Raw genomic sequence first — 13,572 nt, 5'->3', positions numbered from 1 at the left:
AAGATGAGACTTCCCACAGCGTAAGCTGGTAAGACCCCTCATAGACGATGAGGTTGATAGGTTCGGTGTGGAAGCGTGGTAACACGTGGAGCTGACGAATACTAATCGGTCGAGGACTTATCCACACTCTTAGCAATCATGCAGATCCAGTTTTCAAGGAATGAACGATATAGAAGAACCGTGCAGAAATCACTGCACGGTTCTTTTTTGCGTTTCTTTTTTTGTCCCTACAGGTCACTGTACGCTAAATGCAGCATACAGGGGAGGAGGAGAGAAATGTCGATACACCCGCTGAGATTACTGGCATTATTGCTGCTGGCAGTATGTGTCGGGGTTGGTGCATATATGATTCTGAAACCGCACACGTTTACTTATATTCAACTGCGGACAAGTGTGGAGAAGAATAGCGGACAGCTACTGGAAACAAAAGATTTAGAACCATTGACACTTACTATGGGAGGTACATTTCAAAGCCCATCAGCCCCCATTCCAGGGTTGATCCCTTGGAAAGAGGCTTCTAATCTGATTGGTTTGCCCCTTACCCGCCAGATAAAGGGTGGACGTCCGTTACTGGAAAGCGATTTGGAGAAAGGTGGGCAGATTCAAAGCGAAGCAAAACTAACAGAGCTTATGACTGGAATGAGCATACCAGTCGACAATGTTGCAGGAGTATCTCCTCATTTATCTACTGGGGAACGCGTCCATGTCTATGCTTCCTTCGAAGATGACCTGGGGGCTCACTCCGGATTGCTACTGCAAAATATGCCGATTATTGGTGTTCAAAGAGAAATGGAGGGCAATCAGCCGAACTTGGTAGCGGTCACTCTCTCCCTTACACGTAATGAGGCAGTTATGTTAACACACGCGCTTCATTACGGCAAAATCCGCTTAGGACTAGCAGCTGTACTTGAGGGGCAAAAGGCTGGTGTAGGTGATGCCCAGTTTGCTACTGCATTAATGAGAACAAAGAAGAGATGGGGTAAACGTGAGGAGGACCATGAATGAAAAAACGCTTGCTAATAGTAGATGACGACAAGGATTCTACAAGCGCATTACTCGGACAACTTGCTGAGAGTAAGTCTCTGGAGATTTGCGGAATAGCCACAGGAGTCGATGAGGCGTGGAGAATGCTACAGACCACAGGTCCAGACATGATGATGTTAGGAACAATCAAGGGGGCTGAACGGGGCGTACTAAGCCAGCAATTCCGCCTTGCGTATCCACAGCTTTCTTTTATTGCCGCATGCTCACCCCAGGAGTTGATGTGGGAACCATTTTTTCGGAATTTAGGGTTGTGGGTGGTAGTTAAACCTGTTCAACCTGGACAGCTTGAGGCACTGGCGATGGTTCCTCAAACCATGATTACTGGAAACGTACCTCTACATCAGTCAAATCATCATGCAGCAACCGTACCTCTACACCAAGCTGGAGCTCACATGCAACAGCCAGAAATCGAGAACAATCACGAATCTTCTTATACGACCGGCTCGGGACCGAAGCATCTGATTACTGTATATGGCCCAAAAGGAGGAGTAGGCAAAACATTTCTATCGCGAGAGTTAGCAGTCTTTTTCACCATGCAAAACCGAGAGGGACGTCCGCTAAGGGTATTAGCCGTTGATTTCAACCTGGACCTAGGCACCTTTGCTACTACACTGAATCTCCCCAGAACCCCCAATCTGTTTACATGGGTACAAGACATTGATGCCCAATTACAATCATATGTCCAACAACAGGGAAGAGATCCATTTACACTCCGCAACGAGGAATGGCAAGAATACGCATCAGCTCTCACGCTTTCTCCACAGGATATCCAAAAGTATATCGTGACCCATACAGAAACAGGCTTGCATGTCCTCACATCCCCGCGCGATATACGACACAGTTTTGAGATTCGTGACTACCATCTATACCTCATTCTTGAAACATTAAAGCGAAGCATGTACGACGTTATCTTAATTGATACCGCACCTGATACGACAGACGCGACGATTCAGGCACTTTTTTTCGCAGAGCAGGTCGTGATGGTCGGAAACCCCGTAGTGGATTCGATCGAGAATATTCAGAGACTGCTTAAATTACTACGGGAGGCGGAGTATCCAGAAGAGCGAATACAGGTGTGTATGAACCGGCTGCAACGCAGAGAAATGTTTACCTTAGATGAAATTAGAGCGTATTTCCAATTACACCCAAGTAGGAAAATATATTCAGTTCCCGATGATGCCGAAGTTAAAAAATCAATTAATACAGGAGTACCAGTCATGCTGCATCCAGGCAAAATTGCCGCAAAGGACGCGATAGAAGCATTGGGAAAGTCTTTATTACCAACAGATTCAGAAATAGCAGTACCAGCCCCAAAAGGTAAAGCAAAGGAACGCCCATCTCTTTTCCGATGGCTATGGGGGTAAAGGAGGGTACAGAATGTTCGACAAGAAACAATTGTTAGGTCTTTCAAATCAAGGACGTGGGAAGCATGACTTACGGTCAATGGGACGCGAAGGCGATCGGGTTCCTACCACTTTGCATGAAAAAATGCAGACATCACACGCACAGCATACAGGGGAAAACTGGATTGGGCGAGAGACTGAGACTGCCATCCGAACTCAAATTGTAGAAAAGTATGGAAAACGCTTGTGGGAGGAAAAGCATTCCCCTGTTTTTATAAATGAACTGACCCATGACATTAAAATACTGCTGGAAGCACAGACTCCACTTTCCTCGCAGCACATCGAAGCAGAGGCAAAGAGATTGCTGCACTCTTTGACGGGATGGGGACCGTTAGACGCATTGTTAGAGGACTCGGACGTGAACGAGATCCTATTCCACCGCTTCAATTATTTAGTCGTCGAGAGAAAAAGCACCGGAAGATTGGAATCGCCCAATATTGATGTTTTTCGTGACGAGGAAGAAATGCTTCGTTTACTTGAACAGATTGCGGCTACGATGGGGCGTGAATTTAACGAAACCAAGGCAGAGCTGCACACCCAGCTGCCTGATGGATCGCGCGTTGCCGCTACACATCGCTCAATTTCTCCAGATGGCCATATGCTTACGATAAGAAAGCATCGGGATTTGTTAAGTGAAGCAGACTATTTACGTTATGGTTCTATCTGCGAGCCAATGCTTTTATTTTTAAAGCGGGCAGTGGGCTTATCTAGGGCATCAGGCTTGGTAAGTGGCGGAACAGGCTCAGGCAAGACTCATATGCTTAATCTCATTTCCCAATATGTCCCCACCTATTTGAGCATTATTACAATTGAGGATGTACTGGAAATGAAGCTTCAGCATCCTTATGTTCGTAGATTTTTGGCAAAGCCAGCGAATTACGAAGGAAAAGGCGGTTTTTCAATCAAGGACTGCGTTCGTCTTTCTCTCCGCAAGCGACCAGACGTGATCATGGTCGGTGAGACGAGAGGTGGAGAAATCGTCGACATGCTCTGGGCAATGAATACAGACCATCCCGGAAGCTGGAGCACCGCACACGCCAACTCTCCTAGGGCTCTGGTTGATTCGACACTACCGATTTTGTTCGGCAAGGCAGATGAAGTGTACAGCTCAGAGGAGCGTAATCTGATGATCGGATCGGCGCTCGACCTCATAGTTCAGGTAAAGCGTTTTGAAGAGGATGGCAGCAGGAAAGTCGTAGCTATTACAGAGGTTGTAGGTACAGGGCAATCACATGAGGAGTGGATCAAAAGAGCGTGCAATATTAAACAGGTGCTGCCCGATCGAGTATACCTGCAGGATATTTTTGTATACGAGCCAACAGGTGTACAGAATGGAAAGGTGACGGGACATTTTAAATGGACAGGTTATCGTCCAGAGCGCTTAATCAAGCGTTGGGTAGAAAAAGGGTTATCGCGGGAAGAGATCGATCAGGTCTTTTTTACACAGCCAATACCCGTGTAGGAGGAAGAGCATGGGAGAAATTAGCTTGCCTATCGCCTTTGGTATCGGTTTTGGAATTTTACTGCTTTTTGCTCCACAGAAGCTATATATACGCGATCGATCGGACAAGCACGCTATTGTTGGCTTGCTGCAACAGGACAGGAAGTCAATATGGAGCAGATTGGATGCAAGACTAGCAAAATCGCGTTCGGGGTGGGGGGTCAATCAGTATGTGGCCCTCTCCTTTTTGTTTGGACTGATTTCCTTTGGGTTAAGCAGTCAAATCTTGCAATCCTGGTTGCTAGCAATCCCTGCTTTACTCGCAGGAGTTTTATTTGTTGAGAGATTAGTCAGTGTCTGGGGTGCAAAGAAAAAAGACCAATTCGAGGATGGGAATGTGAAAGCTATTCGTCTCATGGCGAGCGCACTGCGTACGTCGCCTTCATATTTGCACGCATTTGAACAAGTAGCGTCGAGTCCTTTTTTGGCTAAAAGTATAACGGATGAATATCGCCGTATTGTCGAGCTGTTGCGGGCACAAGTACCGCTTGTGTATGCCATGAATGATTTTTATGAGCGAACGGGGAGCGCTGATGTAAAGTATTTGGCAACGATTATCCAAATTCAAAGGGAGATGGGAGGAGATATGGCGAAGACGCTTGATTTGGCTGCTTCGTCTATTTTGCGACGCAGACAGTCACTACGCAGACAAAAGGCGGCCATGGCACAAATCGTTGCCCAAGTGAATTTGTTGAGCGCCATGCCATTTGTATTCGTAATCGCTTTGTACTCCAATAACCCGCATCATTTTGATTCTCTAAATTCTACTTTGGGTGGGCGATTGATGATCTTTGGGTGTTTAGCCTGCATTTTGCTTGGGGGAGAGGCGATCCGATACGTGGCACATAAAAGCATGCACAAAGGAGGCTGAACAAATGCTACTTATTTGTATTGTAACAGGGCTGTCGCTATTTCTGTATGGTTTGCCAGCATGCCTCGGAAGAACAGCTCAAGCTGATGATACTCTCTTTGGCAGAATTGAGCAGGAGCAAAAGGCTAGGATGAATCAATCATTCCACCAAAGAAAAACGCGGTGGCAGCTTGTCCGTTTATTGGAGAACAATGATAATTTGATGAATCGGTTATGTGCGTTGACTGGTGTTGATCGGCACAAAACAGGCGAAATTCTTTCGAGACTTGGCTGGAATGTACGCTTGGCGGAAATCATTCTTTTGAAGGCACTTAGTATGGTGCTTATCACTTCAGCACTTCTGAACCTCGTCGTGAACGTGTCAGTTGGGCAATCGATGAAGATGGTAGAGGGACTGCCTTTGATCGGGAGCTTGCTGCTATACATGCTTCCGTCATGGTTCTTAGATTGGAGCGACAAACGTGCAAAAGACCAGATTCGCGAGCAGGTTCCAGTCTTTTTTAGTATCGTGCAATCGTTGGTCGAGGCGGGAATGCCTATACAAGCGGCGGTGAAAGAGACAGCGAAGCGTTTTGACGCCCGGCTTGGACAAGAGCTGGCACGACTTGAATTTGAGCAAAAACGTTATGGAACCTGGCGAAAAGCGCTGGAGGAGCTGGCGTTTCGTTGGGAGGTAGACGCGCTTACTACGATCGCTTTGGAAATGAATGAGGCAATCAGCAAGGGGGTAAGTATTGCCCAAATGCTAGCCGTTCAAGTAGAGGAACAGATGAGACAACAAGAGGATGAAGCGTCTGCACATATGAACCGTTTAAATATTCGTTTACTCCCGTTCGTCATTTTGCTGATGGGGGTTCCTTTGCTGTTCCTTGTGATGGGCCCAGCACTGATCGGAATTGGAGATCGCTTGTAAATATTTTTGCGAGAGGTCACTGTCTTTTGGCAAAGTCATAGGTAGAAACCATAAAGGAGTGAATGGTATGTCTATGATCTCGAATTATTTCAAGCGTTTCTGGCATGAAGAAGATGGGGTAACCATCGTAGAAATGGTGATCATCGTTGCAGTCATCCTGATTTTGATTATCCCGACGTTATCTTCGCTCGGTGAAGCTGAGGACGCAAAGCTAAAGGAACTGCAAGAAAAGATCGGCAAATGATGAGTGCTGTTGTTGTGACTGTTTTGGTAGTTGCAGCATGGTGCGACTGGAGGCAGCGTAAGGTTCCAAATTGGATTACGTTCCCTGTCCTTTTCGTAGGGTTATGTTTCCAATGGTATGTTGACTCAATGGCTGCCGCATTAACTGGTGTAGGTGGAGCGTTTCTTTTGACGGTTGGTCCAGTTGCCCTCAAAGGAATGGGAATGGGAGATCAAAAGCTATTGATGGCTGTAGGTGCATGGAGTAGCTGGAATGATGTGTATTCCCTATTTCTTCACTCCATATGGCTATGCTTGCTCTTCATCTTGCTGAATCCGCGTTCGTGGTCGCGCCTTCGAACAAATATGCGTGTATTACTAGCGGGCTGGACCGCCCATAGACAGCTTTGGCTACCTGGATTGGATCGAACAGCTTTTTCTTTCCCGTATGCAGTCTTCTTGCTGGCTGCTTTTATGTTCCAGCACTTTTCGAGTTATGTGGGGACGAGCTGATGAAAAATCCAATCCGTCGATTTGCCAAAGCCATTGTTCATGATGAGCGGGGTAGCCAAATCCTTGAGTTTATCTTGGTCTTTCCCCTGGTGTGGCTGTTGATCATGTTTTCCTTTGATCAATTTAGCATCCTATACAACAAACAAAAGGCGATGGCGGCTGCGTATGAAGCAGGTAGAATTGCAGCGGTTCAGCCAAACTATGGGTTGGCATCCTATCACGCAACAGTACGGGGCGAAGCTGAGCTAAGCCAAGGAATAGGGATTACCGATGGGACAGTACGACTTCAGCTCGAAGGTAGAGGCTGGAAAAAGGGGAACCATCTGAGGGCAGAGGCTACTGTTTCATTTCAATTGCTGGCGACAGGAAAGCCGTATGAGATAACGGAGAGCTATTACATGATGATAGAAAATGCGGAGGCTAAAAAATGAGCCGGCTTTATCATCACTGCAAGCAGCGATTGAGAGAAGAACGTGGAGCTGTAATGATAACCACGATTTTTTTCCTCTTTTGCTTGGGAGGTCTACTTTCTCTTCTTCTTTTTTTAGAGCAAGGTGATTTATTGGAAATGAAAACACAGCATACTGCAGATCTCGTTTCGAAAGGGGCTCGTGCTGCTGGAAAGTGGGAGTACGTTGACTCTGAGGGAGAAAAACAGACAAGACTGTTTGCCACAACAGAGGAAGCCGTACAAAATGAGGCTGACATTATAAGAGGAGCGCGTGAAGAGGCGGATATTCTATGGCGGTTCAACAGGTCGGCGTTAGCACGTGAGGGTGGGGAAGCACATGCGATCCATCAAAAGGGAGAAAAATCGTATTTGTACCGTCAAGGCATTTATCATGTGCGAGTAGAGGCAAGTAGAAGCCTTCCTATATTGTGGGGTGACCTTGATGTTAATGTTGGACGAGTCTCACAGTCTGGGATTTATGAGTAAAGTCACGTGAGGTCAAACGGCGCACTGTTATTTTTGTCCTAAACCATTGTGGTAAATTTGTATTATATTCCAAAAATGGTTATAGGAGTGAGGAAGCAGTGCCGTCAAAAATAGTAGAACGGTACAAACGCATTCTCAGCGGAGATCAGAAACGATTTTCCCCGTACGAGTTTGAAGATGCGCAGTACCGCAAGCAAAAAGTGCAACTAGTGGTTCGCTATGCGATTGAACATGTGAAAAGATGGACACCTGAGCAAGCGCGGCGGGAATTGAGCATTCAGGATATCAAGCAGTTGAAGCTGCATCTAGTAAGGGAGTATATAGAGCCGCCGATTGAGGCCAAGTCAGATGATGTCTATTATTTTGTCGAATTTGCTTACCCGTATTTGCCACGTCTTCCAGAGGAGCAGCGTGTTCTTTGGGTTTATCAGGAGGTCTTGGCCGGTATTCGTCGTCATTTTCCCCCATTGTATTTTCAAAGCATCAAGGGAGAAGAACGGGCGAGAATATGTGTCGATTATATGTGCCACCATCTGATGAAGCTTCCTGATCTTTACGAGCTGCCAAAAATATTTGGCAAGACAGAGCGTGCATACAGCCTTTTAAAAAAGTATAAGTTAAAAATCTTAGTAGACACCTTATATTTTTCTCCATTCGATATGGTGACGGAAATCTATCCGGAATTAAGCAATCCAGCCTTCTGGGAAGACAGTTGAAAAATATTTGCAACACCCCACTGTCTTTTTTTACGGTAGTAATAGTTTCATTGGCTTATAAGCACATGAAACGGCCGTACTCTACCAGGTGAGAGAAGAAGGAGGCGTTGCGCATGGCAACAGTGGAGGCTCACCAGCAGTGCTCTGTATTTATGGAGCAGCTTCTTGGGCGGACGGTCCGCTACCAGAAGCACAAGCCCGGCAGTAATCTTTCAGTGGAAAGATTGCCTGAAGGGAATTTCCAAATCGAGTCTGTACATCGGTTTGGAAACAGAGTAGTACTCAATGACGGGGTTATTGTAATGGAGAATGCTCCTACCGTCATGGAGCGCGGAGGAAGGATTGCACTTCTATTCGCAACTGGAGAAGAGCTCTATTTCGTGGCAGAGTAATTCTCACGATCGCCTTACACGGATGCGTGTAAGGTGATCATTTTAAAAAAATAAAGAAGAATAAAATAAAAACAAAAAAGATTTGACGAGTGGCGAAAGATGTAGCAAAATGTCTATTAATATAAATAAATGTAAAAATATGGGAGAGATGAGAAGTGTTGGCGAATAATGCGATCGAATTAGTCAACCGCTGCTATGAAGAGACAAACAGACTTGTTTCATTACAGGAGTTAAAGGAATCATTTATCGTGTTTGTTTTCGGGAAATACCAAGAAGAATTTATGGCCCGACATGATATAGAAGATTTCTACGAGCATCTGGACCAGCTTCAGCTCACCAATTGCCGAAGAGACTTTGATAAGGCGGTGGAAGAGTGGTATATCATCCAGTATGGCTGCGAATCCAATGATGCGAACTACCATGACATCCTGTTTACGCTTGTGAAGGAAGCTATTGTCTTGTATCAATCACAAAATCGAATCTCCCTCATTCGTGACGTTACAAAGCTTCTGACGATCCCGAGTGGATTTATCGCTCGATGGAAAAACGGACTACTACGCGAACGCTCTCTACCAACGTATTTTAAGTATTTGATGAAGCTGGGGGTCAGATCTCAGGAAGATATAGAATCATTGGTTGATATGTGGCTTTTAGAATATCCCAATGCATTTGATAAAAAACAGCAGCAATTGTTTGCAAATCCACCAAGACGGGGCAGACCAAACAATGTAGAGCTGGCCTTATTAATTGAACTGGCGACGAACGTAAAGCCAGAGATGACCTCTCAGGAACGTGAGCGATTACGGAAAATCTACTACTATCATCGAAAGTCTCTCACCATTCGTGAGATGGTCGAGAAGTTCAAGAATTATCTTGTAAGTAAAAACAAAACCACCGATTTCCAAGTGGGATAGCTATGTATCATAAAGTGAATCAATTTGTCTCCCGATTCCGTGACCTTGAACAGAAGGAGTTTATTCCCACTGGTGAGGAAGAACGGCAATGGAAGACGCTCAAGGAAAAACTAGCATTGCCTCAGTTAGCAGAACAATTAGAGACATTTACTCGAAAATGCATTGCTGTCACGAGTATATATTCTCAGGCTGGCGCAAGTTTTGTTGCCGGGAATATCGCATACGCTTGGGCAGGAAAAGGTGTACCTGTTACTCTTTGTGAACTTCCCAATATGATGTCCTACTTTTACTTTGCACTTGATTATGAGCGCAGAACTCATCAGCGAGTGAATCATTCCACATCACTGCTCCTCATGCAAAATAATCATCTTCGCATCCAGATGGAATCCCCTTTGAATCTTCAGCAGAAACCTTCCAGTACAGACATAGCAAGTTGGCTTCTTAAAGTGAGTAAGGATAGTCCGATAGTGGTTATTGATATTTCTTCTTGTTGGAAAGAAGACGAAGCTAGGAAAATTTTCGAAATGGCAGATGAAATATGGGTAGTGATTGATGCCGATCTTGCACGCCTTACTCGATTATTTCTAACGGAAACGGCACCTACTTGGTGGACGAGTCAAAAGGGCAAAATCAGATTGATTGCAAACAAGTGGAACAATCAGCTGTCCAAGTCCCACGTATTGAAAAAAGTGGAGGGAACACTTTCACTTTGGAATAGCGAGTATACCGCCTCAAAAGTAGAGTGCATGATCCCACTGATAGACGGGGAGAGGACGGCGATCGCCCACTCTAAGGGAAATTTGTTGCTAGAAGCCTTCCCTGAAGAGGAAAGCGAGTTTCAATCATTGATTCATGCATACAAAGGAAGGATGTTATGAAAAAGCAAACGTTGTTTTTAATCTGCTTGATATCTTTTCTGTTGGCAGGTTCATCCTTCTACGCAGCAACTCAGTATATAGATGTGATGCCAGCCGAACGATTATTTGCTCCAGTAGTAAAGGTAGCTCCGGGCAAAGAAATATCCCCGTTTGAACCGATTACGCAAGATGATGTTGTACTTGTACAGGAGGAAATAGATGAAATTTTGCCTGACTCTGCCCGTGATCTTGAGAGCGTTTTAGGAAAACGCAGTACTCAAAGCATCTATGAAGGAGAGCAATTGCTTACCAAAAAATTGACCGACTCTCAGCTACTGCCGGAAAAGGGACAGGCGAGATATGAGTTTCCGTTATTGGCAATCCAACCGTTAACAGAATTGCGTAAAGGAGATCACGTAAAAATCTGGGTGAAATATAAAACGATTCACGAGCTACAAGATTACCCCGATCCATTGCAATTCAAAAAGACAAATGACACAGCCGAGCTCTTATTTGAAAGTCAATTGGCTAGCGTAAGAGATAGTAACGGCATCGAAATTTATACACTAAAGCCCAGCCTACTTCCCTCGCCTGACCAGATGGACGTTGTTTTTAATGGTTCACGTCAAAAGCCACTATTAAATAGTGAAAAACGATATAGAGACTATAGAGTACAGCCAACGGCTCTACCAGCATTTATTGGTTTTAATCTAACTGATCAGCAGTATGTAATCCTTAATGAGGCAATGACCTATGGCGTTTTGCAGGTCGGTCATATCATGGTTTCAAAGGAGCAAGCTTCATGAAAATTTTAGTGTGCTATCCGATGAAGTCGTTAGTGAAAACATATATGCCCGCTTCTTCTGAGGCTTTGGTGGCTGAGTCTTCCGAAGATTTTCAAAGACTGGTCTATCTTTATCAGCCTGATTCAGCGGTAATTTTCTCCGAAATGTTTACCACACCAGCTTGGGTATGGCTCCCGTCAGTCAGATCGTCCTTACCAAAACAAGTACCACTAATTATTGTTCCGCTATACAAGGATGAGTCGATTATCAAACAAGTGATAGAGGAACTGCTGTTAGAGGGCATCTATGTGCTTTCTGCGCAGCTGTCACAAGAGGAGATTCGGAGTCAAATTAGTCTGATTCTCGGTTTTATTGAAGAGGCTGTCGGCCATTGGGAAAGAAAAAGCGAGGGACTTGTATACTCCCTTTTGAGCTATGGGGCTGCTGGTATCACTACATTCTGCATTAATTACCCGATCTTATTAGCTAAGCAACACCCTGATAAATCTATTGTTGTTCTTGATATGAACCGTGCAAAACCAGATTTGACAAGATTTTTTAAACTACAGCATAACCAGCTAGCACTCTTTCGACCTGATTTTTTGGACGTACACACGGCAGCTAAACGAAATTGGAGAAGTATCTGCAAACAAAGCATCCATAGACCGAATCTGTACTATGCGCATGCAGCGAGCTTGTGGAAGAGCTGGGAAATTACGAATATAATTGCGGCTTTCCGCATGCAATTTGACTACGTATATATTGACTGGGGTTACTGCTTCCCGGAGACGGAGGCTATGCAACGCCTATTGTTTACAGCTGATCGCAACCTTCTGTTTGTTCGAGCAGATCCATTCAGTATAGAAAGTTCAAATGAGTGGATTCGATCCTGGAGGGGAAAGGGAGTGCAGTGTGAGGTAATGTTGAGCCATTTGGATCAACGACAACCGTACCGAATCGGTGAGGACATCGCTCTATATGGAATCGTACCCCGTATTTCGGAGAGTAGACTGATGGAATCCCAGCGAAGCAATAGTGTTCTGGTCGAGGAGTTTTTTCCACCCAAATTGTACATCAGCAGTCTAAGAGAGATTGTTAAAGCTGAGTACCGAGTCAGGAAAGCGGTGTCGAGCTGATGAAAGTTATGGAACCACAGTGGACCGCATCAAGCTTGCAAACAGTTGAGGATATTAAGCAGGCTGCAAGAGATTATCTCAACCATTTTGGGACAAACAAAGACGAAAAAATCGAGATGCAAAGGATATTGTCCTTAGCAGAGCAAGGAGACCGCGACAGCCATAATCACATTATTTTGCGGCTGCAGCACTACTTTGAGGAAGTCATTAAGCGCCCAATTACCGAAGAGATTCTGCCACACGTCAACGGATATGAAGGCCTGGCCTTTTCGACGTACGGTTGGGGAATATTAGATGCAGTTTTACATCTTTCACCATGGGTAGAAGAAGTACGAATTTCCGCAAATAAAAAGGTAGCTTATTTGGAGCAAGGGGTAAAAAAGTTTCTGCCATACATCCCTTCTTGGAAAGAAGTCGAGACTCTCCAACAAAAGCTTACGAACGCTGCAGGGCTTTCCTTTAATGAGAAAAAACCACGTTTGAGTGGCTACTTAGACGCATTAAAGGCGAGATTGACCATGTTTACGTTTCCGTATTCCAGAGTGCCAACTATTCTTGTAAGACGCTTTACTACTCCGTCTTTTTCATTGGATAACCTGAGGACCCAACAGCAGCCTACTTTTGATCAAGGTGTTCAATGGCTATTAGAGCAACAAGTATTTGGAAGAGGGAATGTTCTGGTCATAGGACCTATGGCGGCGGGTAAGACAACATTGATGCTGTGCATGTTAAAGCTAAAAGACCCGCTTACGGAGTACGTAACCATATTTGAAAGTGAACACGAGATGCGACTTGGGGATTTTTGGCCTGGGGAAGTTATTGAACTGCAAAACGTTGAAGAGATCGGAATTGAGCTTGCTCACTGCTTTAAAGACATGTACCGATCTACTGCCAATACCATTCTAATCGGGGAAATCAGGGAGCCTATCGAAGCCTACCATTTTATTAATGCAGGCATAAGAGGAACAGACGCAACGATCGGGGCAATGCACGAGCGATTTCCACATAAAGCGTTGCAGGACCTTACCGATCTTGTATATCAGTACGGAGGAAGAAGTGTAGAGTTGACCCAGGAGAGAATCAGCAGAGCAGTTAATTTTGTCAATTCTCTCACTTACCGCAATAACGGTCATCGATTCATTGATGCAATTCATGTTACAGAATGGAATGAAACCTTTAAGCGAGTCGACTCTATACCGTTAGTTAGCCGCAACATGCAGACCGGTGCATATGAATGGACTGGGAAGAAAATCAGCCCACAGCTGATTGAATATATGTGCTACATCGGCAAAGCAGAAATCGATGTGTTGAAAGAATTACGACTCACGGACATAGGTAGGCAAATATGATGTACGTGCTGCTCATTCC

General features: G+C 45.0%; 16 protein-coding genes and 1 rRNA gene. All 17 read left to right on the top strand.

Translation table 11 applies throughout. The annotated features are described in order from the left end of the window. Positions 1-125: ribosomal RNA gene (locus C3B52_RS33595) — 23S ribosomal RNA — on the top strand; the annotation flags it as partial. Between the two features lie 151 nt (positions 126-276). Beyond that, the gene (cpaB, locus tag C3B52_RS33590) at positions 277-1,005 is read left to right on the top strand and encodes a Flp pilus assembly protein CpaB (protein WP_103110686.1); all 729 of its coding nucleotides are present in this window, start codon (positions 277-279) and stop codon (positions 1,003-1,005) included. Next, a complete protein-coding gene (locus C3B52_RS33585; protein ID WP_103110685.1) occupies positions 1,002-2,408 on the top strand; it encodes an AAA family ATPase in 1,407 nt (468 codons plus the stop codon). The genes cpaB and C3B52_RS33585 overlap by 4 nt, the downstream gene beginning before the upstream one ends. A 13-nt stretch (positions 2,409-2,421) precedes the next feature. Then, a complete protein-coding gene (locus C3B52_RS33580; protein ID WP_103110684.1) occupies positions 2,422-3,909 on the top strand; it encodes a CpaF family protein in 1,488 nt (495 codons plus the stop codon). A gap of 10 nt (positions 3,910-3,919) precedes the next feature. Then, a complete protein-coding gene (locus C3B52_RS33575; protein ID WP_103110683.1) occupies positions 3,920-4,819 on the top strand; it encodes a type II secretion system F family protein in 900 nt (299 codons plus the stop codon). A gap of 4 nt (positions 4,820-4,823) precedes the next feature. Next, positions 4,824-5,732 (top strand): type II secretion system F family protein, encoded by a 909-nt coding sequence (locus tag C3B52_RS33570; protein ID WP_103110682.1) that lies wholly within the window; start codon positions 4,824-4,826, stop codon positions 5,730-5,732. Between the two features lie 67 nt (positions 5,733-5,799). After that, positions 5,800-5,976 (top strand): pilus assembly protein, encoded by a 177-nt coding sequence (locus C3B52_RS33565; RefSeq protein ID WP_103110681.1) that lies wholly within the window; start codon positions 5,800-5,802, stop codon positions 5,974-5,976. Continuing rightward, the gene (locus tag C3B52_RS33560) at positions 5,976-6,467 is read left to right on the top strand and encodes a prepilin peptidase (RefSeq protein WP_235615946.1); all 492 of its coding nucleotides are present in this window, start codon (positions 5,976-5,978) and stop codon (positions 6,465-6,467) included. Before C3B52_RS33565 ends, C3B52_RS33560 begins: the two co-directional genes overlap by 1 nt. Next, positions 6,467-6,898, top strand: a complete 432-nt coding sequence (locus tag C3B52_RS33555) for a TadE/TadG family type IV pilus assembly protein (protein WP_103110679.1) — start codon at positions 6,467-6,469, stop codon at positions 6,896-6,898. Before C3B52_RS33560 ends, C3B52_RS33555 begins: the two co-directional genes overlap by 1 nt. 137 nt (positions 6,899-7,035) lie before the next feature. Then, on the top strand, positions 7,036-7,404 hold the full coding sequence (locus C3B52_RS33550) for a hypothetical protein (RefSeq protein WP_235615945.1): 369 nt from the start codon (positions 7,036-7,038) through the stop codon (positions 7,402-7,404). Positions 7,405-7,502: 98 nt separating this feature from the next. Next, positions 7,503-8,120 (top strand): hypothetical protein, encoded by a 618-nt coding sequence (locus C3B52_RS33545; RefSeq protein WP_103110677.1) that lies wholly within the window; start codon positions 7,503-7,505, stop codon positions 8,118-8,120. A 113-nt stretch (positions 8,121-8,233) separates the two neighbouring features. After that, complete coding sequence (locus C3B52_RS33540; protein ID WP_103110676.1) at positions 8,234-8,512, top strand: hypothetical protein; 279 nt, start codon at positions 8,234-8,236, stop codon at positions 8,510-8,512. 155 nt (positions 8,513-8,667) lie between these two features. Then, positions 8,668-9,426, top strand: coding sequence for a hypothetical protein (locus tag C3B52_RS33535; protein ID WP_103110675.1), 759 nt, complete (start codon positions 8,668-8,670; stop codon positions 9,424-9,426). A 2-nt stretch (positions 9,427-9,428) separates the two neighbouring features. Continuing rightward, entirely contained in the window at positions 9,429-10,304 is an 876-nt protein-coding gene (locus tag C3B52_RS33530; RefSeq protein WP_103110674.1) for a hypothetical protein, read from the top strand. Then, a complete protein-coding gene (locus C3B52_RS33525; RefSeq protein WP_103110673.1) occupies positions 10,301-11,089 on the top strand; it encodes an SAF domain-containing protein in 789 nt (262 codons plus the stop codon). The genes C3B52_RS33530 and C3B52_RS33525 overlap by 4 nt, the downstream gene beginning before the upstream one ends. After that, positions 11,086-12,204 carry a hypothetical protein gene (locus tag C3B52_RS33520; protein WP_103110672.1) on the top strand — a complete coding sequence of 373 codons (1,119 nt, stop codon included), beginning with the start codon at positions 11,086-11,088 and terminating at the stop codon, positions 12,202-12,204. Before C3B52_RS33525 ends, C3B52_RS33520 begins: the two co-directional genes overlap by 4 nt. Before the next feature lie 8 nt (positions 12,205-12,212). Then, positions 12,213-13,553, top strand: a complete 1,341-nt coding sequence (locus C3B52_RS33515; protein ID WP_235615944.1) for an ATPase, T2SS/T4P/T4SS family — start codon at positions 12,213-12,215, stop codon at positions 13,551-13,553. Positions 13,554-13,572 lie beyond the last annotated feature (19 nt).

The organism is Brevibacillus reuszeri (genome assembly GCF_002897295.1).
GTDB classification, from domain to species: domain Bacteria; phylum Bacillota; class Bacilli; order Brevibacillales; family Brevibacillaceae; genus Brevibacillus; species Brevibacillus reuszeri_A.
This window is presented reverse-complemented; position numbering and strand designations above follow the sequence as displayed.

What these genes read in the sequence shown, in the direction of transcription:
- cpaB (WP_103110686.1), top strand. Translation starts at nt 277, where the DNA reads ATGTCGATACACCCGCTGAGATTACTGGCATTATTGCTGCTGGCAGTA.
- C3B52_RS33585 (WP_103110685.1), top strand. Translation starts at nt 1,002, where the DNA reads ATGAAAAAACGCTTGCTAATAGTAGATGACGACAAGGATTCTACAAGC.
- C3B52_RS33580 (WP_103110684.1), top strand. Translation starts at nt 2,422, where the DNA reads ATGTTCGACAAGAAACAATTGTTAGGTCTTTCAAATCAAGGACGTGGG.
- C3B52_RS33575 (WP_103110683.1), top strand. Translation starts at nt 3,920, where the DNA reads ATGGGAGAAATTAGCTTGCCTATCGCCTTTGGTATCGGTTTTGGAATT.
- C3B52_RS33570 (WP_103110682.1), top strand. Translation starts at nt 4,824, where the DNA reads ATGCTACTTATTTGTATTGTAACAGGGCTGTCGCTATTTCTGTATGGT.
- C3B52_RS33565 (WP_103110681.1), top strand. Translation starts at nt 5,800, where the DNA reads ATGTCTATGATCTCGAATTATTTCAAGCGTTTCTGGCATGAAGAAGAT.
- C3B52_RS33560 (WP_235615946.1), top strand. Translation starts at nt 5,976, where the DNA reads ATGAGTGCTGTTGTTGTGACTGTTTTGGTAGTTGCAGCATGGTGCGAC.
- C3B52_RS33555 (WP_103110679.1), top strand. Translation starts at nt 6,467, where the DNA reads ATGAAAAATCCAATCCGTCGATTTGCCAAAGCCATTGTTCATGATGAG.
- C3B52_RS33550 (WP_235615945.1), top strand. Translation starts at nt 7,036, where the DNA reads ATGAAAACACAGCATACTGCAGATCTCGTTTCGAAAGGGGCTCGTGCT.
- C3B52_RS33540 (WP_103110676.1), top strand. Translation starts at nt 8,234, where the DNA reads ATGGCAACAGTGGAGGCTCACCAGCAGTGCTCTGTATTTATGGAGCAG.
- C3B52_RS33530 (WP_103110674.1), top strand. Translation starts at nt 9,429, where the DNA reads ATGTATCATAAAGTGAATCAATTTGTCTCCCGATTCCGTGACCTTGAA.
- C3B52_RS33525 (WP_103110673.1), top strand. Translation starts at nt 10,301, where the DNA reads ATGAAAAAGCAAACGTTGTTTTTAATCTGCTTGATATCTTTTCTGTTG.
- C3B52_RS33520 (WP_103110672.1), top strand. Translation starts at nt 11,086, where the DNA reads ATGAAAATTTTAGTGTGCTATCCGATGAAGTCGTTAGTGAAAACATAT.
- C3B52_RS33515 (WP_235615944.1), top strand. Translation starts at nt 12,213, where the DNA reads ATGGAACCACAGTGGACCGCATCAAGCTTGCAAACAGTTGAGGATATT.